The sequence below is a fragment of the Streptomyces sp. RGM 3693 genome, from assembly GCF_050471125.1.
Lineage (GTDB): Bacteria > Actinomycetota > Actinomycetes > Streptomycetales > Streptomycetaceae > Streptomyces.
The window spans coordinates 3,060,423-3,082,440 of the sequence record NZ_JBMPPQ010000001.1 but is presented as its reverse complement, the minus strand read 5'-3'; the positions used below and the strand labels follow the sequence as shown (position 1 = coordinate 3,082,440).

The window sequence follows — 22,018 nt, the reverse complement described above, 5'->3', positions numbered from 1 at the left end:
CACGCGGATTTCGCGGGACTTTGCCGGGCTGCGGATTCTTCGGCCGCGCGGTCCGGCGACTTTCGCCGTGCGGTGCCGGCACCGGCGGGATTCAGCCCTCGTGGCCCCGGATGCGGGCGATCAGCAGCGCCACGTCGTCGTGGTCGTTGCCGTGCCGCAATTCGCTCAGGAGGCGGTCGCAGAGTTCCTCCAGCGGCTGCTCGGGCTCGCCGAGCAGCCCCAGGAGGCGGTCCAGGCGGGCGTCGATGGCCTGATCGCGGGTCTCGATCAACCCGTCGGTGTAGAGCACCAGCTGGTCGCCGGCGCGCAGCGGCACGGCGGTCTGCTCGAAGACCACGTCGCCGACGCCGCCCACGCCGAGCGGGGCGCCGGTGGGCAGGTCGAGGAGTTCCGGCGGCTGGCCGGGGCGCACCACCACGGGCGGCAGGTGGCCGGCGACGGCGATCCGGCACTCCTCGCGGTGCGGGTCGTGGACGGCGTAGAGACAGGTGGCGAAGGCCGGGTCGAGGCCGCCGGCGATGTGGTCGAGGTGGTGGAGCACGTCGGCCGGCGCGAGGTCGAGGTCGGCCAGCGCGCGCGTGGTGGTGCGCAACTGTCCCATGGTGGCGGCCGCGTTGATGCCGCTGCCCATCACGTCGCCGACGACCAGCGCGGTCTTGTCACCGGCGACCGGGATGACGTCGTACCAGTCGCCGCCCACTTCACTGGCCGCCTGCGCGGGCTGGTAGCGGTAGGCGATGTCCATCGTGGCGGGCTGTGCAGGGCGGTGGTTCATCAGATGCCGCTGGAGGGTGAGCGCGGTGCGTCGTTCGCTCTGGTAGGAGCGGGCGTTGTCGATGCAGACCGCGGCCCGGGCGGCCAGTTCGACGGCGAGCACCGCGTCGTCCTCGTCGAAGGGCACGGGGTTGTCCGAGCGGTAGAGCGAGAGCGCGCCCAACACCTCGCCGCGGGCGATCAGCGGCACCGCCAGATAGGAGTGCAGCCCGGCCTCCCGCAGCAGCTCGGCGCCCTGCGGGTCGGCGGCGATGTGCCGACGGTCCTCCGGGCCCACCTCGGTGACCAGCACCGGGCGGGCCGTGGTGACGCAGCGGGTGATCAGCCGCTCGGTCTCGTAGGCGGCGAGGTGTCCGGTGGGGTCGGCGGCGCGGACCGCGGGCGTCTCACCGGCCGCCGCGACCGCCAGGGCCCGGAAGCGGGCCGGGCCGCCGCGGCCAGGTACGCCGGGCCGGCGGCCGTCCAGTACGGCGTCGAGGACGTCGACGGCGGCCAGGTCGGCGAGTTCGGGCACGATGACGTCGGCCAGTTCCTGGGCGGTCTGGCCGACGTCCAGGGTGGTGCCGACGGTCGCCGAGGCGTCCGCGATGATCGCCAGCCGCCGGCGGGCGCGGGCCGCCTCGGTCGCGGCCCGGTGCTGCTCGGTGACGTCCACGACGGAGGTGGCCAGGCCCAGCACCCGGCCGTTGGCGTCCTCCAGCCGGTAGTACGAGACCGACCACGCCTGGTCGACGTCGGGGTGGGCGGCGGTGCGGCCGACGGAGAACTGGTCCAGCAACGGCCGGCCGGTGGCCAGCACCTCGCGCATCCGCTCCTCGATGACGTCGGTCTCCAGGAACGACAGGGCGTCCTGGACGTGCCGGCCGATGTGCTGCTCGGCGGGCAGGTCGTTGATCCGCTCCAGTGCCGGGTTGACCATCACGAACCGCAGTTCGGCATCGAGCACCGCCAGCCCGATCGGCGACTGGGCCACCAGCCGCACCGACAGCGCCAGGTCCCGCTCCACCTCGCGCAGCACGGCCTGGTCGGTGGCGATGCCCAGGGCGTAGGAGGCACCGTGCTCGTCCTGGAGCCGCATGTTGCGGAATTCGACCAGCCGGGTGCTGCCGTCCTTGTGCCGGACGGGGAAGACCCCGGCCCAGCTCTCACCGGCGGACATCACCTCCGCGAAGAGGCGCAGGACGAGGTCGATGTGCTCGGGGTGGACCAGCAGCTGGGCGGCGGACCGGCCGAGCGCCTCCTCGGCGGTCCACCCGAAGAGCGCCTCGGCTTGGGGGCTCCAGAGCGTGATCCGGCCCCTGGCGTCGAGCATGACGGCGGCCACGCCCAGCACGTCGAGCAGACCGCCGGGCTGCGCGGGCCCGGCCCCGGACTGGGCAGCACTGTCCGGGAACGCGTCGGTCGCACCCATCCAGGCACTCCTTCCGCCGGTCTCCTGACCGACAGCCGTGGCGCTCCGTGCACGGCCGGGTCGTGCCGTGCTGCCGCTGCCCTCCATCATCCCTCGACACCGGACGGACCCGCAGGCAGAGCGGGGCCCACCAGAGGCGGGGACCGTACCGGATGGAGCATTATGGGCCGCCCTCGCCCGCCCCGGCGACCGGGTTGACGATATTGATCCACTCGACGATGGCCGGAACAACGCCCGCGCGCGGACACTCGACTTGGAGATGTCGATCTCTTGGGACTACTCTGACTTTAGTTGCTGGAGGCAACCAATAATCATTGTCGCACCACCGACGTACCCCCGTACGCCGCCGGGGTCAGGAGGACACCCTCAATGCCCATATCCGACCAGCCGTTCCGCACATACGTGGAGGAGAACCTCGATGCACTTAACCGCGACCCGGCCCGCGAGGTCCTGGTCCACCAGGGCCGCCGGGTCACCGGCGGCGAGTTCCGCACCCTGGTCCTGCGGATGGCCCGCGCGCTGCGCGACCGAGGAGTCACCCGCGGCACCACCATCACCCTGCTGAGCGGCAACCTCCCCGAGACCGTCGCCGCCCGCTACGCCGCCAACCTCGTCGGCGCCCGGGTGAACCACCTGTACAACAAGCTCTCCGTCGACTCCCAGGCCGCGATCGTCCGCGACGTCGAGACCCGCGCCCTGATCGTCGACCCGCGGCTGGCCGAACGGGCCGCGGAACTGGTCGAGTTGGCGCCCGTGCCGGACGTCCTGGTACTCGGTCCGGCCAAGCTGGGCACCGACCTGCTGGAGCTGGCGGCCGGCCAGAGCGACGAGCCGTTCACCGCCGACGCCCGGCCCGAGGACATCTGCACCATCCGCCACACCGGCGGCACCACCGGCCACCCCAAGGGCATCTGCACCACCTTCGAGCAGGTGCGGTGGTTCCAGGGCGTGCTCCCGGAATACGAGGACGTAGAGCACCGGCAGCTGGTCTGCACCACCCTCGCCCACGCGGCCGGCTACATGGCCGACACCATGTTGCAGTCCGGCGGCACCGTCGTCCTCCTCGACGACTTCGACGCCAAGGAGGTCCTCGCCGCCATCGAGCGCGAGCGGATCACCGCGCTGTTCCTGCTGCCGCCGCTGCTGTACCAGCTGATGGACCACCCCGACCGCCCGCACACCGACACCTCCAGCCTGCGGATGGTCACCTACGGCGGCTGCCAGGCATCGCCGGCCCGACTGGCCGACGCGGTCCGGGCGTTCGGGCCGGTGCTCTTGCAGGGCTACGGCCAGAACGAGGCCGGCGGCATCAGCGTGCTGCTGCCCGAGGACCACGACCCGGACCGCCCCGACCGGCTGCGCTCGGCCGGCAAGGTGCTGCCCGACGTCGAGGTGGCGATCCGTGACGAGTCCGGGCGTGATCTGCCGGCCGGCGAGCACGGCGAGGTCTGCGTCCGCTCCGCCATGATCATGCAGGGGTACTGGAAGCAGCCGGAGCTCACCGCGGAGGTACTGCGGGACGGTTGGCTGCACACCGGGGACGTCGGATTCCTGGACGACGAGGGCTACTTGACCATCGTCGACCGGCTCAAGGACATGATCGTCGTGGTCGGCGGCCATGTGTACACCACCGAGCTGGAGGACCTGCTGAACTCGCACCAGCAGGTACTCCAGAGCGCCGTCTACGGCGTCCGCGACGCGGACCGGATGGAACGGGTGCACGCGACGGTGGTGCGGACCCCCGGCGGTGACGTCGACGCGGAGCAGCTGCGCGCGATGGTGCGCGAGGTCCGTGGCGCGATGTACGAACCGGCCCGGATCACCTTCGTCGACGCGCTGCCGCTGACCGACGCGGGCAAGCCGGACAAGAAGGAACTCCGGCGCCGCGCCGAGGAGTCGGGCGCCGCGGTCTGATCCGGCCGGCCGGTCCGGAACACCGGCGCCGGGCCGACGATGGCGGGCCGCCACAGTACGCAACTGCGGCGGCCCGCCGGGCTGCCTACGGTCAGAACCACCAACCGAACAGGCCGTGGAGGATAAGCCCGAGCAGCCCGAAATTGCGGCCCTCGCGGCCCTCGCAGCCCTCCCGGTGCTCACGACCGCGGTGGCCTTCGCGACCGTGATGGCCTTCCCGGCCCTCGTTGCCGAACCGACCGAAGCCGAAGAAGCCGCCGCACTCGTCGTCGTGCCGGTGGTGACGGAAGTTGCGGCCGTGGTCACCACGTCCGTGGTCGCCGCTCACCGCGACGGTCTGGCCCTGAGGGGCCGCCTGGGCCATACCGGCGACCGGGACGACGGTCGCGGCGGCGAGCGCCGCGGCGGCCAGGGAACGCCCTATGTACTTGCGCATTGCGTTACTCCTGATTGGCAGGAAATCGGACACGTGATGGGTACCTCGTGCCGATGCGTTCCTCGCAGGCGCGGCGCGCGACCACTCCAACGGCCGCCGGAATTGGGCCGATCGAGGCACCGCCGCCGGGGCGGCGGGCCGAGCGCACTCCCGTGACCGGTCAGTGTTTGCGGGCCCGGCTGGGCTGGACCCGGGACGGTTCGCCGGGCATCTTCGGGTGGTCCGGCGGGTACGGCAGGTCTCCCAGGCCCTCGTCGGCGGTGTGCCGGTCGGCCAGTTCCAACAGCGACTCCAGGCCGAAGGCATGGTCCGCCATGTCCGCGTGGACATCGCCGAGTTCGGCGAACCGGGGCGGCACGGTCCGCAGGTCGAAGTCCTCGGGCGCGGCGTCGGACAGTTCCTCCCAGCGCAGCGGGGTGGAGACCGTCGCCCGGGGGCGGGCGCGCAGCGAGTACGGCGAGGCGATGGTGCGGTCACGGGCCATCTGGTTGTAGTCGACGAACACCTTCGCGCCGCGTTCCTCTTTCCACCAGGCGGCGGTCACCAGCTGCGGCAGCCGCCGCTCCAGACTCCGTGCCACGGCGATGGCGGCCCGTCTGACCTCGGTGAACGTCCAGTGCGGGCGGATCGGCACATAGACGTGCACGCCGCGGCCGCCGGAGGTCTTCGGCCAGCCGCGCAGCCCGTGCTCGGCCAACAGCGCGCGCAGTTCGTGCGCGACCGTGACGGCGTCGGCGAAGCCGGTGCCGGGCTGCGGGTCGAGGTCGATCCGCAGTTCGTCGGGGTGCTCGGTGTCCGCGCGCCGGACCGGCCAGGGGTGGAAGGTCAGACACCCCAGGTTGGCCGCCCAGACCACGGCGGCGGGTTCGGTGGGGCACATCTCGTCCGCGAACCGTCCGCTGGGGAAGGTGATCCGGGCGGTGGGCAGCCAGTCCGGCAGCCCCTTGGGGGCCCGCTTCTGGTAGAAGAACTCGCCCGCTACGCCGTCCGGGAACCGCTGCATGGTGGTCGGCCGGTCCCGCAGGCCCCGCAGTACCCCGTCCGCGACGGCCAGGTAGTACTGGGCGACGTCCAGCTTGGTGAACCCACGCTCCGGGTAGTACGTCTTGTCCGGGTTCGACACGCGCACCGCGCGACCCGCGACTTCCAGCTCCACAGCTCGGGATCTGGCCATGCCTCCACGCTAGGTTCCGCCGGGAGCCCCCGCCCGCCGGGACCGGCCGGTCCGTCCCGGCGGGCAGGAACGGGCGGCGGCCCGCAGGATCGGGACCATGGACCTGCCCGTGATGCCCCCGGTCTCCCCCATGCTCGCCAAGCCGGTGGCGAAGATCCCCGCCGGCATGCAGTACGAGGCCAAATGGGACGGCTTCCGCGTCCTCGTCTTCCGGGACGGCGACGAGGTCGAGATCGCCAGCCGCACCACCAAGTCCCTCAGCCGCTACTTCCCCGAGGTGCTTGCGGCGGCGCGGGCCGAACTACCGCCGCGCTGTGTGCTCGACGGCGAGGTGGTGATCGCACACGACGGCCGGCTGCACTTCGAGGAACTCCTGGAGCGCATCCACCCGGCCGACTCCCGGGTACGGACGCTGGCCGCCCGCACGCCCGCCTCGCTCATCGCCTTCGACCTGCTCGCGCTGGACTCCGCGTCACTGCTGGACGAACCGCAGACGGCCCGCCGGGAAGCCCTGGTCGAGGCGCTGCGGCCGGCCCGGGCGCCGGTGCACACCGCGCCCGCCACCACCGACCGGGAGCTGGCACAGCGGTGGTTCGCGCAGTTCGAGGGAGCGGGGCTGGACGGGGTGATCGCCAAGCCGCTGGACCTGCCGTACCGGCCGGGCGACCGCGTGATGTACAAGATCAAGCACGCCCGGACCGCCGACTGCGTGGTCGCCGGCTACCGGCTGCACAAGAGCGGGCCGGTGGTCGGCTCGCTGCTGCTCGGGCTGCACGACGACGCGGGGCACCTCCAGCACGTCGGGGTGTGCGCCTCGTTCCCCATGGCCCGGCGGCGCGCCCTGGTCGAGGAGTTGGCGCCGCTGCGGATGGCCGACGACGAGACCACCGGCCACCCTTGGGGCGACTGGGCCGACGAGGCGGCGCACGATGCCCGCCGGATGCCGGGCGGACCGAGCCGCTGGAGCGGCGGCAAGGACCTGTCGTGGGTGCCGCTGCGCCCGGAGCTGGTGTGCGAGGTGGGCTACGACCACATGGAGGGCAGCCGGTTCCGGCACACCGCGCAGTTCCGCCGCTGGCGGCCCGACCGCACACCGGAGAGCTGCACCTACGCGCAGTTGGAAGAGCCGGTCGGCTACGACCTGGGCGAGCTGCTGGGTGACTGACGCGGGGCGGCCGGTCAGCCCTCCGGTGGCCAGCGGCGCCGGCTCTCCCCCGGCGCCAGCCGGTCCACCACCTCGGCGAGCTCCCGACACACCTGCTCGATCCGTCGGCGGATGGTGCTCTGCTCGGTGACGATCGCCGACAGCAGCAGCGCGGTGAGCGCGGCGGAGGCGTTGAGGGCCTGGAGGTTGACCATGGTCTCCAGCAGGCTCAGACCGGTGAACGGGCCGTACCCGCCGTTCGCCGCGCTGATCGCGAAGACCGAGATCACCAGGACGCAGGGTGCCGCACCGATCAGCTGGAACCGCAGCGCCGCCCACACGATCAGCGGGAAGACCAGGAAGAGCAGAGACAGCGGTGTACGGGTGATCACCAATGAGACCAGCACCGTGGCCGCCAGCAGCGCGGCCGCCTCGACCCACCGGTAGAGGGGGATGTGCCGGGGCGGCCGGAGCATCCGGCAGGCGAGCACCAGCGGGGTGATCACCAGGACGCCCATCGCGTCGCCGGCCCACCAGGAGGCCCAGGTGCGCCAGAAGTCCCCGGCGGGCAGCGCCCCGGTGAGCACCTGGGTGCCACTGCCCAGCGTCGCGCTGATCACCATCGCGGCGAAGGCGCCGAGGGAGACCAGCGCCACCCCGTCGCGCAGCCGGTCGAGTTCGATGCGGAAGCCGACCCGCCGCAGCATCAGAGCGGCGCACACCGGGGCGGCGGTGTTGCCCGCCACCACACCGAAGCCGGCGAGGTCCAGGCTGGTGAGCGTGGAGAGGACCAGGAGGGTGCCGACGGCGATGCCCGGCCACATCCGCAGGCCCAGCAGGAGCAGGAAGCTCAGCGCGATGCCGGTGGGCGGCCACAAGGGGGTGACCACGGCACCCGCGACCACCACCTGCTCCAGCAGACCGACCTTCGCGGCGCCGAAGTAGAAGGCGGCGAGCGCGAGGTTCCCCAGAGCTGCCGGGGCCATCCGACGGATTTCCCCGGTGCGCACCACATCTGCCATCAGACAACGCCGGTGGCCGGGCGCCGGACGCGACACGCGCTGCCGGTCCGTGCTTCACCCGGCCCCGCGCCGCGCCGCGTCGTGGCGCAGCACGATCACCGCGGCGTCGTCGGTGTGACCGGTCAGTTCGGCCACGCACATCACCGCGCCGGCGACCTCGGCCGGGTCCTCCCCGGCCTTGGCCCGGACCAGCCGGGCCACCTGCGCCAGCCCGGCCTCGATGGGGAACGACGGCCCCTCGATCACCCCGTCGGTGAACAGCACGAACGCACCCGCCGTGGTGAGCCGCCGGCGGGTGACCGGATACCGCTGTCCGGGCAACACGCCCAGCGGGATGCCCCCGGGGTCCTCGACCAGGCCCCAGCGCCGGTCGGTGGTGGCCCAGATGCCGGGGACGTGCCCGGCCCGGGCGCTGGTCAGTTCCCAGGTCATCGGGTCGAAGCGGACGAAGGTGCAGGTCGCGAAGAGTTCGCAGTCGATGGAGAGGAGCAGGTCGTTGGCCCGGCTGAGGACCTCGCCGGGGTCGGCGGCGTACGCGGCGACGGCGCGCAGCCCGATCCGGATCTGCCCCATGAACGCGGCGGCCTCGACGTCATGGCCCTGCACGTCACCGACGGAGAAGGCCAGCGACCCGTCCGGCAGCGGGAACCCGTCGTACCAGTCGCCCCCGATGGCGAGGCCGTGCCGGGCGGGGGCGTAGGTGGCGGCGGTGCGCAGACCGGGCAGCTCCGGGAGGGCGCCCGGCAGCATCTCGCGCTGCAGGACCTCGGCCAGTTCCACTCTGGCCCGCTGGAACTCGGCGCCTTCCCGCGCCTGGGCGGTCAGCCGCCCGAGCGTGGTGAGCAGATCGTCGGCGCTCGCCGACCGCGGGGGACGACGCCGAAGCATGGGCCCATCATATTTCGGGGGTCCGGTATCCGCTTGACGGCCGTGCGGCCGGTCCGGTGGACCACGGCCGGGTCCGTGGGCTCAGGCTGCGGGCTGCCGGGCCGTGGTCAGCTGGCCGACGCCGGACCGCACCGCCCAGAAGAACACCGCCAGCGCGACGGCGGCGACGGTGACCGAGTCGTACGGGGCGGGCAGGTGACCGGAGCCCTTGAAGGTGCCCAGCCAGGACAGCGCGGTGAGCGCGAGGAGGTAGACCACCAGCCAGGCGCCGGTGCGGAGTTCGGCCGCCAGCGGGCGGCGTGGCCCGGCGCCGTCGTCCTGCGCGGCCCGGGCGCCGGGCCGCCGCATCCCCAGGAAGAGCAGCAGTCCGGCCAGGACCAGCGGCAGCGCCAGCCGCAGGTGCTGCCAGCCCGACCAGTAGACGAACTCGCTGGCCACCACGAAGCTCAGCGGGGCGATCCAGCGCAGTCCGGGGACCCATCCGGCGGTGCCGCCGCCGGCCTCGGTGCGGAAGACCGCCACGGCGACCGCGGAGGCCGCGTAGATCAGCAGGTACATGTCGCCCATCACGCTGACGATGTCCTGCCAGCCGCCGAACGGCAGCAGGAACAGCACGATCACGATGAGGTTGACCGCCAGCGCCCGGCGCGGCATGCCGGAGCCCTCGTCGACCTTCATGAAGTAGCGGGGGATGGTGCCGTTCTTGGCCAGCGCGTAGGTGTGCCGGGCGTCGATCGCCACGCCTACGTAGGCCGAACCGCCGGGCGAGAGCACCGCGTCGGCGTAGAGCAGGGTGGAGAGCCAGTGCAGGTTGAGGATCAGGGCCAGTTGCCCGAAGGGGGAGTCGAAGGAGACGCCCTTCCAGCCGCCGCCGAGCAGGTGCTCGGGGACGGTGAACAGGTAGGCCACCTGGAGCGCCAGGTACATCAGGAGCGCCAGGCCGATACCGGCCAGGACGGCCCACGGGAGGGTGCGGCGGGGGTTGCGGGTCTCGCCGGAGAAGTCCAGTGGGGCCTGGAAGCCGTTGACGGAGTAGACGATGCCGCCGCCGGCCAGCGCGGTCAGGCAGGCGACGTAGCCGTAGGGGGCGAATCCGCCGTGGTCGGTGAGGCGTCCGGCGTGCCAGCCGGAGGCGATCAGGGCGAGCACGGTGGCGACCGGTACCGCGATCTTGAAGATCGAGACCAGGGTGTTGAGGCGGGCGAACAGCCGGACCGCGAACCAGTTCAGCGCGGTCAGCAGCACGCTCAGGCCGCCGGCTAGGGCCAGCCCGGCGAGGGTGAGGGTGTGGCCGTTGTAGAGGCCGGGGAGGTAGTGCGCGGTGTACTGCATGATGGCGCTGATCTCGGCGGCGGTGCCGCCGACCGACAGCAGTACCGACCAACCGATGATCGTGCCGACCAGCCGGCCGTTGGCGAACAGCGGCCAGCGGACGGTGCCGCCGCCCTCCGGTCGGGACGCGCCCAGCTCGATCATGACCAACGCGACCAGCCCGCACAGCACGCCCGCGCCCACCCAGGACAACAGCGCGGCCGGGCCGGCGGTCTGCGCGGCGTACATGGCGGCGAACAGCCAGCCGGAACCGACGATGTTGGAGAAGCCGATCCCGGTCAGTCCCCAGAACCCCAGGTCCCGCCGCAACCGGCGCTCCTGCGCCTGCACTTCGGGTGCGGCGCCCCCGGCCGGTTCACCCGATACCTGACGTTCCGCCACGGAACGGCCTCCTCGACTCGCTGTCTGCGCTGGTCAGGACCCTACTCGACATGTTCGCGCCACAGGGCGGGTCGCCGGCGTTCAGGAGGAGGGGCGCGCTGGGGCCGGTCCGGTGGGTCAGGGTCGGATGGGCCCTAGGCGAGTTGCTCGGGGGTGAGGCCGAAGGTTTCGGTGAGTCCCCGGCGTCCGGCGTCGGTGGGTCGGACGACCCTCCGGTACCGGCCGTTGCGCAGCCAGTCCAGGGCGAACAGCCGGGCGGTGACCGCGCCGCCGAGCGCACCGGCGAGGTGGTGGCGGTGCTCGGCCCAGTCGATGCAGTAGCGCACCGCGGAGCGGCGGCGTGGCAGTCGTTCCAGGTCGACGCCGAGGGCGGCCAGTTCGCGGCGGCCGTGCGGGGTGAGGAGGTAGGAGACCTGGGCGGGCCCGGTGCGCTCCTCTTGGAGGGTGCCGTCGGCCAGCAGGGCGTCCAGCAGGGCGACGCCGAGGCGGCCCGCCAGGTGGTCGTAGCAGAGGCGGGCGCGCAGCAGGGCCTTGGCGCGGGTGTCGGCGTTGAGGGAGCGCACCGGCAGCGGCCGGGCGATCAGGGCGAGCTGTTCCAGGGCGCGGGCAACGTCGGGGGTGGCGAGCCGGTAGTAGCGGTGCCGGCCGTCGAGTTCGACGGTGAGCAGCCGCGCCTCGCGGAGCCTGGCCAGGTGGGCGCTGATGGTGGAGTTGCTCACTCCGGCCTCGGCGGCCAGGGCACTCGCGGGCAGCGCGCCGCCCCCGGCCAGGGCGAGCAGCACCTTGGCGCGGGAGGGGTCGCCGATCGCCGCGGCGACCTCGGCCACGTCGGTCTCGGTGCGGGTTGCGGGCTCCGTCCGGGCGTCCATACCGCGACCGTACGGCGCGCACGGTTCGTCGGCCAACGAAACGTTCTCGCGCTCGCGCGCTGTGGAGGGCGGTCCGACGGCCGCACGCTCCCGCCCCGCCCCGGGCCGCCCCATGGCGAGAACGTTTCGCCCGGGACCGTAGCGATCCGGCCCGACACTGACCGCATGTCGACACTCAGCACCTCCGCACCCGCCACGCCACGCACCGGACGCGCCTCACCGCTCCCCCTGGTGGCCGTGTGCCTGGGCTACTTCCTGGTCATCCTGGACGTCACCGTGGTCACCGTGGCGCTACCGGACCTGGGCCGTGCGCTGGGCGCCGGGGTGACCGGCCTTCAGTGGACGGTGGACGGCTACACCCTGGTCTTCGCCGGACTGCTGCTGTTCTGCGGCGGACTGGCCGACCGGTTCGGCGGGCGGACGGTGTTCCTGGCCGGACTGGCGGTGTTCACGACGGCCTCGGCCGGGTGTGCGCTGGCCCCGTCGGTCGCGGTGCTGGTCCTGGCCCGGCTGGTCCAAGGCGTCGGCGCGGCGCTACTGGTGCCCGCTTCGCTGGCGCTGCTACGGGCCGCGTACCCGGAACCGGCCGCCCGCGCCCGTGCGTTCGGCGTCTGGGGCGCGGTCGCCGGGCTGGCCGCCGGGGCCGGGCCGGTGCTCGGCGGGGTGCTGGTCGCCTCGTTCGGCTGGCGCGCGGTGTTCCTGGTGAACCTGCCGGCCAGTCTGGCCGCCCTGGTATTGACGATCCGTCAGGTGCCGCGCTCCCCCGCCGCTCCGACGCGCCGTGGCCTGGACGTGCCGGCCCAGACGGCCGCGGCGATCAGCGTGGCGGCCCTGGCGGCCGGCTGCATCGAGGCCGGTGCCCCGGGCCGGCCCCGCGCCGTCGTCCTCGGCGCGTTCGCCGTCGCGCTGCTCGGCCTGGCCGCGTTCCTGCTCCTGGAACACCGCGCGCCCGCCCCGATGCTGCCGCTCGCCCTCTTCCGCAACCGGGCCTTCACCGCCTCCACGGCCGTCGGCATCCTGCTCAACACCGGTTTCTACGGGCTGTTGTTCCTCGCCCCGCTCTACTTCCAGCAGGTCCACCACTACAGCGCGCTGCGCACCGGCTTCGCGCTCCTGCCGGCCGTCGGCCTGGTGGCGGCCGGCTCGGCGCTGGCCGGGCGCCTGACGGCCCGGACGGGGCCCCGGCCACCGATGGTGGCGGGCCTGGTCATCGGGGCGGCGGGGCTGGCCGGCTGGCTGTGCGCGGGGCCCGGTACGCCCTATGTCGCGCTGGTCGGTCCGATGGCCGCCGCCGGTTTCGGCACCGCGCTGACCATGCCGGCCGCCACCACGGCGGTGATGGAGTCCGCCCCCGGTGACCGCGGCGGCGCGGCGGCCGCGGTCTTCAACGCCGCCCGACAGGTGGGCAGCGTCCTCGGCGTGGCGGTCTTCGGCACGCTGACCGCCGGCGGGCTGGTGGCGGGGCTGCACGGCGCGGCGCTGGCCGCGGCCGCCGGGTTCCTGGCCGCGGCCCTGCTCGCGGCGCGCTGGGTGCCGGGCGCGGCGCGGCGGCCGGATCCGGCCGGTTAGCCAGAGGGGTGGGCCGCCCGCGCCGCCCGCCCGCGCCACCGCCCGCGGCTCAGCCGAAGGCGATCAGCCCGGCCGCCACCAGCACGACCACCACCGCCCCGACCCCACACGCGGTGATCACCTTCCGCTGCCAGGGGGCGAGCCAGCCGCCTCCCAGAGCGCCGCCCATCCGCCCGTACTGCTCGATCCGTCCCATTGGGGTCAGCGGCTCGGTGGTCCCCTGCGGCATCCCGCTGGTCCAGTCCGGGCCCGGCTGCGGATAGCGGCGGCGCCAGCTCTCGTCCTCCCGCCACGGCAACGTCATAGGGCTGCTCCTCACGGTCGTTCCCCCCTTCCGCATGCCCGTGGTCCGCACCGGCACACCCGCGGGGCGGGGGCCGGCGGTCACCCACAGGTCCAGCAGCCCGCCCAGCAGGCGGAGCGGACTCGGTGGTGGCGCAGCTGGAGCTCGGTGAGCCCGTCGTTGCGGGCCTCCTCGTGGGGGTCGTCCGCGAGCGCACGGGCCTGGGCGAGCCGGCCGCACACGATGACGGTGAGCGCCGCCAGCTCTTCGGGCTCGGCACGGCCCCGGACGATGCGCAGCGGCACCTCGGCGGGGTCCTCGGTCGGGCGGGTCACACGGCCGACGCTAGGAGCGGGTGCCGGTGGCGGCGCGGCGGCCTGCGCCGTTCGGCGGCCGGGCGGCCTCCCCAAGCGTGATTTCGGTGGGCCCGACCGTGTTGTTCCCAGGCGGCGCCGGGCCGGCGGCGAGGATCGCGCGCAAATACGGGCACGCACACCGGCGGCGGATGCCGCAGTGGGGATGGCTGGGCGATGAGACGTGAGCGGACCGGCGACGACCGGGGAGTGGCGCAGGGCGACGGGCGCCGGGGGTTCCTCAAGTACGCGGCGGGGGTCGCGGGCGTGGCGGCCGGCGCCGGGCTGGGCGGCGGCGCGGCGGCAGCCGTGCCGGCGGGCCGGTCGGCGACCGGTCCCACGCCGGAGCGGGCCGTGGACGGCCGGCTGCTGCCACCGGACCAGGTGCCGTTCCACGGGCACAACCAAGCCGGCGTCCTCACCGCGCAACAGTTGTTCTCCGGTTTCGCGGCGTTCGACGTACTGGTGCAGGACCGGGCGGACCTGACCCGGCTGCTGAAGAAGCTCACCGAGCGGATCCGGGTGCTGACCGCCGGGGTGAAGCCGTGGGACGAGAAGACGGCGGAGGAGCCGCGGACCCCGGACTCGCTGACCGTCACGGTGGGCCTCGGGGCGTCCCTCTTCGACGACCGGTTCGGGCTCGCCGGGCACAAACCGCGGCACCTCAAGGCGATGCCGGCGTTCCCCAACGACCGGCTGGACCCGGCGCGCTGTCACGGCGATCTGTCGCTCCAAGTCTGCGCGGAGCACCCGGACGCGATCGTGCACGTCCTGCGCGACCTGGGCCGGGAGACCCACGGGATGATGCGGCCGCGGTGGCGGATGGACGCGTTCATGAACCCGTCGCGGCCCTCGGGGTCGCCGCGGAACTTCCTCGGTTTCAAGGACGGGATCGTCAATCCCGACACCGAGTCGGCGAGGGAGATGGACCAGCTGATCTGGGTGACGCCGTCGTGCGGGGAGCCGGACTGGGCGGAGGGCGGCAGCTACCAGGTGCTGCGGCTGATCCGTTTCCACTCCGAGTCCTGGGACCACGTGGCGGTATCCCGCCAGGAGAAGATCTTCGGGCGGCACAAGGCGAGCGGCGCGCCCCTGGGCCACGAGAAGGAGGACTCCCCGCCGGACTACCGCGATGACCCCGACGGCCGGACCATCCCGCTCGACGCGCACATCCGGCTCGCCAACCCGCGCACCCCACACTCCGACAAGTCCCGTTTCCTGCGCCGGAGTTACAACTACGACCAGGGCTACGACCAGCGCGGCCAAATGAACCTCGGGCTGGTCTTCTGCGGCTACCAGCAGAACGTGCAGCGCCAGTTCGCCACCGTGCAGCGCCGACTGCGGCACGAGCCGCTGGCCCCCTTCATCACCCCGGAGGGCGGCGGCTACTTCTTCGTCCTGCCCGGCGTGCGGCACGAGGAAGACTGGTTCGGTTCACGGCTGATGCAGGACACCCCGTAGGGCCCTGAGTCGGCGGTCCGCCGTGCGTTGGGTATGAGTCGTCCTGGACGACCGAAGATCCCGCCGTGGTCGGTAACCGATGCCCAACGGCGTGCGCTTGAGGGGTGGGTGCGTCGCCGCACCCACCCCTCAGGCCCTGGCCCCACACCGCGCACAGACTTTCAAGCTGCCCACCGACCCACCGTTCATCGACAAGGTCCGTGACGTCGTCGGCCGCTACCTCGGCCCGCCGGCCGGGAGGAACCGCGCCCCCGGGCGCCGGACCGGACGGGCCGCCCCACCGGTTCAGGAAGCGTCTCGCTTTCCCCTCATGTGGCATGCGGCCAAGATACGGATCTTCGTCCGGTCAGCCCCGTGTGAGTCGTGCGTCGCCCCTCCGCACGCACGCGGAGGGGCGGGGAGATCACGGCCCCCGGGCCGATCAGCGTGCCCGGCGCCGGGGCCGTACCGGCGCGGAGTGCCACGCCCGCCCCGGTCACCGCGCCGAACGTCGTCCGGCCGGTGCTGCTCCGGCGGCCGCCGAGGGGCACGGCGATGGCGGGACGGTAGCCGGTTCGGTCACCGTCCCGCCATCGCCGCACAGCGCCGTCGTGGTGACGAACGCCCCGACGTTCACGTTGCCGCCGCGATCAGAATCCCCACGAACGGCGGCTGGTTCACGAAGCAGCCGCCGGCCAGGACGTACGGGTGATCTCCGAAGCGAAGCCGACGTGGCAGTTCAGGCCGATGATCGTGTGGTCCCGCACCAGAGCGCCGGCGGAGATGACGGGCCGGAGCAGCCGGAGCAGATGAGCACGGGCCGACGATGCGGGCACCGGCCTCGACCCGGGCATCTCCTGCACTCTCAGCGGCCTCCGCCGGCGCTCGCGGCCGAGAACGACATCGCGACCGCGCTCGCCCGTCCACCACTCGCCGAGTGGCGCGTCCGGTGCGACCACCCGCCGTCGTAGATCGGGTTCTGTGCCTGGCTCGTCACCGGAGTCTGTGCCTGCTGGCTCGTCACCGGAGTCTGCACCTGGCTCGTCACCGGGGTCTGCACCTGGCGCTGCGGGACGCTGTTCATCTGCGCCTTCGCGTGGATCACCCGGCGCTTCGTCCCGTGCATCCCCTGACGCTTCTTCAGGCTCTGGACCGCCACCTTCCCGTCCGTCGGGTTCACCGTGTAGCGCACGCCCTCGTGCGTGACGGTCCGGTGGGTCGAGTTGAGGGTGGCGATCTGCTTGTTCTTGACGTGGATCTTCGCCGTGTAGCTGCCGTTGACCTTCTGCACGGTGGCCCGCGCGCCGTTGGTCAGCGTGACCGTACGGACCGGGCCCGGCTTGATCCTGCCGTGGTTGCTCACGCCGTGCGGCATGGCATGGACGCGCGTGCCGTCGAAGTAGACGTAGAGGCCCTTGGTGTAGAACTGGCCCTTCTTCAGGGTCGCGAACGGCTTGCCGCTGCCGATCGTCTGGAGATCGCAGACCCCGTTGTGGATCACGGCCTCCATGGCGCCGCCGATGTAGACGGCCCTGACCTTGTCCTTGGCCGTTGCCTGGGGTGCGGTGCGCGCGGCGCCGGCGGATGCGGGCCGGTCCTGCTGCCCCGGCGTGCCCGCGGCGAACGCGGTGGCCGGTACGGCCACGGCCCCGGCGAGCGCAGCGGCGGCGCAGATGGCACGCAGGGAGGTGCGCGAGGCGGGGAAGGTGCGGGAGGTCTTCATGGAGCTCGTAACCCTTCTCGATGTGCAAAGTGCGTGAAGTGGTTCGCCGAACCGATGCAAATCGGTCCATTTCTGGATCAATTCTGACAGCTCGGCATATTAGACACGGTTCACCCGGTCGAAAGGACAAGGCGCACGGTTCGCGGATGTCGTGTCCGACCCTTGGCCCCGCCCGAACTGGGGCGGGGCCCGCACGAGACTCCCTCGGGCACCGCGGCTTCCTGGCCCACAGGCCACGCGACGGCAGAGCGCGGGGGCTGTTGGGACCGGATCAGTCGCGCTGTGCGCCCATCGGGAGCGCGCGCAGCTGCATGCTCCTCGCGGCGCTCGAACCGAATCCGTAGTCCAGCATTTTCGCCGCGTCGGCGTACCGGTCGGCGCTGTTCAGCACGGTCCCGACGAGGGTCTTGCCGCCACGGATGGCCGCGAAGACCAGGCAGTCTCCTGCCGGAGTGGTCGTACCGGTCTTGATCCCGATGACCCCGTCGTACGAGCCGAGCAGCTGGTTGGTGTTGGTCCAGGTGTAGTAGCGGGTGTGGCCGTTGGCGGCCGGGGCTTCGCCCTTGTACTGCTTGGTCTTGACGATCGTGCGGAAGGTGTCGTTCTTCATGGCGTGCTGGGCCAGCTTGGCCAGCTCGGTCGGAGTGCTGGAGTCCGAGCCCGCGCCGTCGAAGGAGTTGAACTCCGTGTGCGGCAGGTGGAGATCATCGGCCTTGGTGTTCATCTTCGCGATGAACGACGTGGTGCGCTCGGCGCTGGTGGCGCCGGTGCCGAAGGTGTCGGCGAGAGCGTAGGCGGCGTCCGCGCCGGAGGGGAGGAGGGTTGCGTACAGCAGCTGACGCACGGTCACCTGGTCGCCGGTCTGCAGATCCGCAGTGCTGGAGCCGTGCTGGGTGACGTAGTCCCGGTACTCCTGGCGCACCGGGACCTGGCGCTCCAGGTCGACTCCCGTGGTGTCGAGCACCACGGATGCGGCCATGATCTTCGCGGTGCTGGCTATGGGACGGGCCGTGTCCGCGTCCTTGGCGAACAGCGTGTCGCCGCTGGTGTCGTCCGCCAAGGCGGCACCCTTGGCGGCGAGCGTCGGCTGCGGTTCGGGCTGGGTGGGGGCCGCGGCCTGAGCGGTCAGCGGGGAGAGGGCGAGCAGGGTGCCACCCGCGAGGGCGACTGCGCGTTTGGTGAGAGTTCCGACAGTCAAAGAGAGTGCTCCGTACCTGTATTGCTTCTTCCGAACCGTGTGTTCGGGACGAGCAGTTGAGCCGAGGTGTCCCCTCCATCAAACGTCATGAGTGACAGATCGGGTTTGCCAGCCCCCGTTCTCCCTCATTGCCTGCCCCACTCCGGGAACGCCGCCGTCTCTACGGTGGGTGGCATGCCCTCCCACACCACTGCACCCCGCCCTCGCCACCGGTTGCCGCTAGCGTTCGCCTTGGTCGTGCTGGCGCCACTGGTAGGTGAGTACCTCCTGGGCAACCAGCCGATCACCGCGCTGCCCGCGGTGTTGATGCTGGCGCCGATGTACGGATGCGGCGCGCTGCTGATCAGAGGGGGGGCGCGGCGGGCCGGTTGCGGCTGGCCGACGATGCTGCTGCTCGCCGCGGCGTACGCGCTGCTGGAGGAGGGGCCGATCGACCAGATGCGGCCGGCGTCGGGGGGCTGTGCGCCCGCTGGTCACGCAGTCCCGGATGGGGCCCGCACCACCGGCTGGCCCTGGCCTCCGGCGCCTTGCTGACCTATGTCTGGCTGGGTTTCACGCACGCGCGGGAGATGGACGTCCCGTACGGCATGGCACTTGTGGGCAACGTGGTCTTCAGCGCGGCGGCCGTGGTCCTCCTCGGCGCGGCGACGGTGCGTCTGCGCCGGCGGACCCGTGCCCCGGAGGTCGGGTGACGGTGCCGTCCGCCAAGGGGGACCGTTGACCGGCGCCGACGGCCTTCGGGTCAGCAGCTCAGGTTGTCTCCGGGCGTGGTGCCGAGGATCTGCACGAAGCGCGTGTAGTTGTCGATCCGGTTCTGCACCTGGCCGGGGTTGCCGCCGTTGCATTCGAGGGAGCCGTTGATGCTGCGGATGGTCTCGCCGAAGCCGGCGCCGGTGACCATGGCGTTGTGCGGGGTCATGGTGCCCGGACCGGTCTGGGTGTTCCAGTACCAGAGCGCGGTCTTCCAGGCGACGGCGGCGTCCTGCTCCACCAGGTACGGGTTGTTCAGCAGATCGATCCCCAACGCGTCGCCGGCGGCCTTGTAGTTGAAGTTCCAGCTGAGCTGGATCGGTCCGCGTCCGTAGTAGGCGGCCTGACCGGCCGGGCACCCGTACGGCTGGGTGGCGTCGCAGTAGTGCGGGTAGTTGCCGGTGTTCTGCTCCACCACGTAGACCAGACCGCCGGTCTCGTGGCCGACGTTCGCCAGGAAGGCCGCCGCCTCCTGGCGCTTGACGGTGTCACTCCCGGTGTTCGCGAACTCCGGGTAGGCGCTGAGCGCGGCGGTCAGTCCGCTGTAGGTGTAGAACGGATTCCGGTTCGGGAACATCTGGTTGAACTGCGCCTCGCTGACGACGAATCCCTCCGCCCGGGTCGCGGCGCCGGCCGGGGCCGTACAGGAGGGGCAGGCCGCCGTGGCCGCCGCGGGCGATGCCGGTACGGCGAGGGCGAGGCCCACGGCCATGGTGGTGGCGCTCAACAGGGCGGCGAGGCGGGATCTCATGGCGGTGACTCCTTCGTGCGGCCGGGCTCCGGGGGACCGGGAGGGCGGCCGCGGTGGGGGGAAGTGCCGTACGAGACATACTTTTTGACGCGTAATCAGACAGGGCGCGCTGCGGCGACCAACGAGGGTCTGCGGTCTAGACCAGGTCACCCTACGGGCGGCCGAGTGCGCATGTCCATACCCCTACAGGTCCCGGGCGGCGCCCCGGCGAACCGGCATGACCGCCCCGAAGCGGCGGCGGCCACAGTGGCGGTCAGGCGCAGTTGTCGGGGGCCGGCCGGTCGGCGAAACGGCCGGCGAGCCAGTCCGCGGCCGGTGCCGCGCCCACGATCGCGCCGAGCACGTGCTCGCCGAGCGGTATCGGGGTCCACTGGACACGGGCGCCCCGGGCGCACCAGTCGGCGCGCAACTGCTTGCCGACGGCGTACGGGATCAACTCGTCGGCGGTCCCGTGGTAGAGGTACACCGGCGCGTCCGGGGTCCGGGTGCCGAGCGCGGATTCCCGCAACCGGGTCTGCCAGTCCGGTTGGTACAGCGGATTGCTGACGGTCACGTCGGAGATCCTCTCGAAGAGCCCAGCGGCGACGTCGGCGGCGACGCAGTGGGTGCGCAGGAAGGCGACGTCACGCCGACCCCGGTCGTTGAGGTACTTCTCCAAGTGCAGTTCGGGGAAGGCGGCGTTCTGGCCGATGGCGGCCATCAGGATCAGTCCGGCGCCGACGTTCCCGTCGTTGGCGTCCGCCACCTTCAGGAGGTCGGCCGGGACGCCACCGGTCGCGGTGCCCTTCACCTTGAGGTCGGGCGCGTAGGTCCGGTGCAGTTCGGCGGCCCAACTGCTGGCCTGGCCGCCCTGGGAGTAGCCCATGACGCCGACCGGGGAGTCCTCGGTGACGCCGGCGGCGACCGCTTCGGGGAGCCGCTCGGCGGCCCGGGCGGCGTCCAGGACGGCCTGCCCCTCGGCGCGTCCGACGGTGTAGGTGTGGTCGCCCGGGGTGCCCAGGCCCTCGTAGTCGGTGACCGCGACCGCCCAGCCGCGGGCGGTGAGCTGCTGGATGAGGTTGGCCTCCATGGTGGTGCCCTTGGGGAAGCCGGCCGAGGGCGCGCAGGAGTCGCCGAGACCGACGGTGCCCACGGCGTAGGTGACCAGTGGGCGGGGGCCGGTGCGGCCGTCGTCGGGCACGAGGACGGTGCCGGAGACGGTGGTGGGGGTGCCCTTGGCGGTGGTGGAGCGGTAGGTGAGGTGCCAGGCGCGGGTGCGGGTCGGCTGGCCAGGCAGCGGGTGGAACGACGTGGGGGCGGAGGTCACGATGTCGCCGGGGCGGCCGGCCGCGGTCCGCGACGGGTCCGCGACGGCGGCGCCGACGGTGCCGAGGGTCAGGGCCAGCGCGGCGGCGACGCTCGGTGCGATGGTGCGCAGGTGCATACGGATCTCCCAACTGGCTTGTGTGCCTTGGTGGTTGGGCCGACCGTAGTGAGTTGCGGGTGAGGTAGGAGCTGACCGGAACGCTCAGCTTTGCTGGCCGCGGGTCACAGCCGGCGGCCGCCCGCCGGGCCGTGGCGTGGTGCCGGTCAGCCGGTAGGCGCCGGGGGTGGTGCCGGTCCAGCGGCGGAAGGCGCGGTGGAAGGCGGCGTCCTCGGAGAAGCCGATCCGGGCGGCGAGTGCGGCGATCGGCTCCGGCCCGGCGGCCAGCGCGGCGAGCGCGACATCCCGGCGCACCGCGTCCTTGAGCCGCTGGTACGAGGTGCCCTCGGCACGCAGCCGGCGCCGCAGCGTCGCCGGGCTGACCGCGAGCCGGGCCGCGACCTCGACGGCATCCGGCAGCCGCGCCGGCGCCGGGGACCGCAGCGCCTGGACGAGGGAGCGACGCACCTGCTCGGCGACGGTGGTGCCGTAGTCGCGGCGGCCCAACAGGTCGGCCGGGGCCCGGTACAGCAGGGCGGCCAGGGCGGGCTGGTCCCGGACGACCGGCGCGGTGAGCCAGCGGGCGTCCCAGCCGGCCGCGGTGTGCTGCGCGCCGAAGCGGACCGGGCAGCCGAACAGCTCGCGGTACTCGTCGGCGTACGCGGGCGCCGGGTGCGCGAACCGGGCCCAGCGCAGCGGGATCCGACGCCCGATCAGCCAGCCGGCGAGCCGGTGCCAGATGAGCAGCAGACAGGCGGCGACGAAGGCGGCCTCGTCGTGGTGGTGCAGATCGCTACGGACGGCGAAGACGGCGAGTCCGTCGTCCGGGTGGGTCTCGACGGCCAGGTCGGGGCCGCCGGGGAAGAGCCCGTAGAAGCGGGTGGCCCGCTCCAGGGCGGAGCCGAGGTCCGGGCAGCTCAGGCAGGTGTGGCACATCATGGCGAAGGTGCCGCGGCGGCTGGGGACCGGGCCCAGGCCCAGGAACTCGTCGTCGGTGGCCTGGTGCAGGGCCCGGACCAGGCGGGTGAACTGCTCCGCGGTGACCCGGGCCCGGTCGTCGGCGAGCAGCAGCGGCGGGATCCCGGCGCCCTGGAGCAGCGGTGCGGTGTCGATGCCGAGCCGCCGCGCCCCGCCCAGCGCCGCCCGCACGTGGTGCACCGCGATCGTCAACCGACTCATACCGGGATCCCCCGGCCGCCTGCCG

21 protein-coding genes and 1 pseudogene are annotated in these 22,018 nt (G+C 72.8%); 7 read left to right on the top strand and 15 right to left on the bottom strand.

What is annotated here, in order from left to right:
• Positions 1-91: 91 nt before the first annotated feature.
• Complete coding sequence (locus ACO0M4_RS13440; protein WP_430370193.1) at positions 92-2,185, bottom strand: SpoIIE family protein phosphatase; 2,094 nt, start codon at positions 2,183-2,185, stop codon at positions 92-94.
• A 369-nt stretch (positions 2,186-2,554) separates the two neighbouring features.
• Here ACO0M4_RS13440 and ACO0M4_RS13435 point away from each other — a divergent pair, with 369 nt between their 5' ends.
• Positions 2,555-4,099, top strand: a complete 1,545-nt coding sequence (locus ACO0M4_RS13435; protein ID WP_430370191.1) for an AMP-binding protein — start codon at positions 2,555-2,557, stop codon at positions 4,097-4,099.
• A 91-nt stretch (positions 4,100-4,190) separates the two neighbouring features.
• Here the strand turns inward: ACO0M4_RS13435 and ACO0M4_RS13430 are convergent, their stop codons facing one another.
• The gene (locus ACO0M4_RS13430; RefSeq protein ID WP_430370190.1) at positions 4,191-4,535 is read right to left on the bottom strand and encodes a hypothetical protein; all 345 of its coding nucleotides are present in this window, start codon (positions 4,533-4,535) and stop codon (positions 4,191-4,193) included.
• A gap of 160 nt (positions 4,536-4,695) precedes the next feature.
• Entirely contained in the window at positions 4,696-5,709 is a 1,014-nt protein-coding gene (gene ligD / locus ACO0M4_RS13425) for a non-homologous end-joining DNA ligase (RefSeq protein WP_430370189.1), read from the bottom strand.
• A gap of 97 nt (positions 5,710-5,806) precedes the next feature.
• Between ligD and ACO0M4_RS13420 the strand changes: the two genes are divergently transcribed.
• The gene (locus ACO0M4_RS13420; protein WP_430370187.1) at positions 5,807-6,874 is read left to right on the top strand and encodes an ATP-dependent DNA ligase; all 1,068 of its coding nucleotides are present in this window, start codon (positions 5,807-5,809) and stop codon (positions 6,872-6,874) included.
• 14 nt (positions 6,875-6,888) lie between these two features.
• On the opposite strand, the gene ACO0M4_RS13415 is transcribed toward ACO0M4_RS13420, so the two are convergent.
• The 4 genes from ACO0M4_RS13415 to ACO0M4_RS13400 form a co-directional block, all read right to left on the bottom strand.
• Entirely contained in the window at positions 6,889-7,866 is a 978-nt protein-coding gene (locus ACO0M4_RS13415; protein ID WP_430371367.1) for an MASE1 domain-containing protein, read from the bottom strand.
• A 63-nt stretch (positions 7,867-7,929) separates the two neighbouring features.
• On the bottom strand, positions 7,930-8,763 hold the full coding sequence (locus ACO0M4_RS13410; RefSeq protein WP_430370186.1) for a PP2C family protein-serine/threonine phosphatase: 834 nt from the start codon (positions 8,761-8,763) through the stop codon (positions 7,930-7,932).
• Positions 8,764-8,844: 81 nt separating this feature from the next.
• A complete protein-coding gene (locus ACO0M4_RS13405; protein ID WP_430371365.1) occupies positions 8,845-10,404 on the bottom strand; it encodes an APC family permease in 1,560 nt (519 codons plus the stop codon).
• Between the two features lie 206 nt (positions 10,405-10,610).
• A complete protein-coding gene (locus ACO0M4_RS13400) occupies positions 10,611-11,345 on the bottom strand; it encodes an ArsR/SmtB family transcription factor (protein WP_430370184.1) in 735 nt (244 codons plus the stop codon).
• Positions 11,346-11,510: 165 nt separating this feature from the next.
• Between ACO0M4_RS13400 and ACO0M4_RS13395 the strand changes: the two genes are divergently transcribed.
• Positions 11,511-12,914, top strand: coding sequence for an MFS transporter (locus ACO0M4_RS13395; protein ID WP_430370183.1), 1,404 nt, complete (start codon positions 11,511-11,513; stop codon positions 12,912-12,914).
• Positions 12,915-12,963: 49 nt separating this feature from the next.
• On the opposite strand, the gene ACO0M4_RS13390 is transcribed toward ACO0M4_RS13395, so the two are convergent.
• Complete coding sequence (locus ACO0M4_RS13390; RefSeq protein WP_430370182.1) at positions 12,964-13,218, bottom strand: hypothetical protein; 255 nt, start codon at positions 13,216-13,218, stop codon at positions 12,964-12,966.
• 80 nt (positions 13,219-13,298) lie between these two features.
• Complete coding sequence (locus ACO0M4_RS13385; RefSeq protein ID WP_430370181.1) at positions 13,299-13,532, bottom strand: acyl-CoA carboxylase subunit epsilon; 234 nt, start codon at positions 13,530-13,532, stop codon at positions 13,299-13,301.
• Between the two features lie 195 nt (positions 13,533-13,727).
• Here ACO0M4_RS13385 and ACO0M4_RS13380 point away from each other — a divergent pair, with 195 nt between their 5' ends.
• The gene (locus ACO0M4_RS13380) at positions 13,728-15,011 is read left to right on the top strand and encodes a Dyp-type peroxidase (RefSeq protein WP_430370179.1); all 1,284 of its coding nucleotides are present in this window, start codon (positions 13,728-13,730) and stop codon (positions 15,009-15,011) included.
• Between the two features lie 124 nt (positions 15,012-15,135).
• Positions 15,136-15,261, top strand: a pseudogene (locus tag ACO0M4_RS13375) (IS630 family transposase); the annotation flags it as partial.
• Positions 15,262-15,667: 406 nt separating this feature from the next.
• On the opposite strand, the gene ACO0M4_RS13370 reads toward ACO0M4_RS13375, so the two are convergent.
• From ACO0M4_RS13370 to ACO0M4_RS13360, 3 genes are all read right to left on the bottom strand, one after another.
• Complete coding sequence (locus ACO0M4_RS13370) at positions 15,668-15,844, bottom strand: hypothetical protein (protein WP_430371432.1); 177 nt, start codon at positions 15,842-15,844, stop codon at positions 15,668-15,670.
• Between the two features lie 11 nt (positions 15,845-15,855).
• Entirely contained in the window at positions 15,856-16,713 is an 858-nt protein-coding gene (locus tag ACO0M4_RS13365) for a hypothetical protein (RefSeq protein ID WP_430370178.1), read from the bottom strand.
• Between the two features lie 271 nt (positions 16,714-16,984).
• Positions 16,985-17,911, bottom strand: a complete 927-nt coding sequence (locus ACO0M4_RS13360) for a D-alanyl-D-alanine carboxypeptidase family protein (RefSeq protein ID WP_430370177.1) — start codon at positions 17,909-17,911, stop codon at positions 16,985-16,987.
• 237 nt (positions 17,912-18,148) lie between these two features.
• Here ACO0M4_RS13360 and ACO0M4_RS13355 point away from each other — a divergent pair, with 237 nt between their 5' ends.
• Complete coding sequence (locus tag ACO0M4_RS13355; protein ID WP_430370176.1) at positions 18,149-18,445, top strand: hypothetical protein; 297 nt, start codon at positions 18,149-18,151, stop codon at positions 18,443-18,445.
• Positions 18,439-18,603 carry a hypothetical protein gene (locus ACO0M4_RS13350; protein ID WP_430370175.1) on the top strand — a complete coding sequence of 55 codons (165 nt, stop codon included), beginning with the start codon at positions 18,439-18,441 and terminating at the stop codon, positions 18,601-18,603. Before ACO0M4_RS13355 ends, ACO0M4_RS13350 begins: the two co-directional genes overlap by 7 nt.
• Before the next feature lie 50 nt (positions 18,604-18,653).
• On the opposite strand, the gene ACO0M4_RS13345 is transcribed toward ACO0M4_RS13350, so the two are convergent.
• From ACO0M4_RS13345 to ACO0M4_RS13335, 3 genes are all read right to left on the bottom strand, one after another.
• Entirely contained in the window at positions 18,654-19,412 is a 759-nt protein-coding gene (locus ACO0M4_RS13345; protein WP_430370173.1) for a chitinase, read from the bottom strand.
• Positions 19,413-19,665: 253 nt separating this feature from the next.
• Positions 19,666-20,835: a lipase family protein gene (locus ACO0M4_RS13340; protein ID WP_430370171.1), complete on the bottom strand. Its 1,170-nt coding sequence runs from the start codon at positions 20,833-20,835 to the stop codon at positions 19,666-19,668.
• 84 nt (positions 20,836-20,919) lie between these two features.
• On the bottom strand, positions 20,920-21,993 hold the full coding sequence (locus tag ACO0M4_RS13335; RefSeq protein WP_430370170.1) for an AraC family transcriptional regulator: 1,074 nt from the start codon (positions 21,991-21,993) through the stop codon (positions 20,920-20,922).
• Between the last annotated feature and the right edge of the window lie 25 nt (positions 21,994-22,018).

Bases quoted from the DNA above. Each gene is read 5' to 3' on its own strand.
- ACO0M4_RS13440 (WP_430370193.1), bottom strand. From the start codon at position 2,185: ATGGGTGCGACCGACGCGTTCCCGGACAGTGCTGCCCAGTCCGGGGCC.
- ACO0M4_RS13435 (WP_430370191.1), top strand. From the start codon at position 2,555: ATGCCCATATCCGACCAGCCGTTCCGCACATACGTGGAGGAGAACCTC.
- ACO0M4_RS13430 (WP_430370190.1), bottom strand. From the start codon at position 4,535: ATGCGCAAGTACATAGGGCGTTCCCTGGCCGCCGCGGCGCTCGCCGCC.
- ligD (WP_430370189.1), bottom strand. From the start codon at position 5,709: ATGGCCAGATCCCGAGCTGTGGAGCTGGAAGTCGCGGGTCGCGCGGTG.
- ACO0M4_RS13420 (WP_430370187.1), top strand. From the start codon at position 5,807: ATGGACCTGCCCGTGATGCCCCCGGTCTCCCCCATGCTCGCCAAGCCG.
- ACO0M4_RS13410 (WP_430370186.1), bottom strand. From the start codon at position 8,763: ATGCTTCGGCGTCGTCCCCCGCGGTCGGCGAGCGCCGACGATCTGCTC.
- ACO0M4_RS13400 (WP_430370184.1), bottom strand. From the start codon at position 11,345: ATGGACGCCCGGACGGAGCCCGCAACCCGCACCGAGACCGACGTGGCC.
- ACO0M4_RS13395 (WP_430370183.1), top strand. From the start codon at position 11,511: ATGTCGACACTCAGCACCTCCGCACCCGCCACGCCACGCACCGGACGC.
- ACO0M4_RS13390 (WP_430370182.1), bottom strand. From the start codon at position 13,218: ATGACGTTGCCGTGGCGGGAGGACGAGAGCTGGCGCCGCCGCTATCCG.
- ACO0M4_RS13380 (WP_430370179.1), top strand. From the start codon at position 13,728: ATGAGACGTGAGCGGACCGGCGACGACCGGGGAGTGGCGCAGGGCGAC.
- ACO0M4_RS13370 (WP_430371432.1), bottom strand. From the start codon at position 15,844: ATGCCCGGGTCGAGGCCGGTGCCCGCATCGTCGGCCCGTGCTCATCTG.
- ACO0M4_RS13365 (WP_430370178.1), bottom strand. From the start codon at position 16,713: ATGAAGACCTCCCGCACCTTCCCCGCCTCGCGCACCTCCCTGCGTGCC.
- ACO0M4_RS13345 (WP_430370173.1), bottom strand. From the start codon at position 19,412: ATGAGATCCCGCCTCGCCGCCCTGTTGAGCGCCACCACCATGGCCGTG.
- ACO0M4_RS13340 (WP_430370171.1), bottom strand. From the start codon at position 20,835: ATGCACCTGCGCACCATCGCACCGAGCGTCGCCGCCGCGCTGGCCCTG.
- ACO0M4_RS13335 (WP_430370170.1), bottom strand. From the start codon at position 21,993: ATGAGTCGGTTGACGATCGCGGTGCACCACGTGCGGGCGGCGCTGGGC.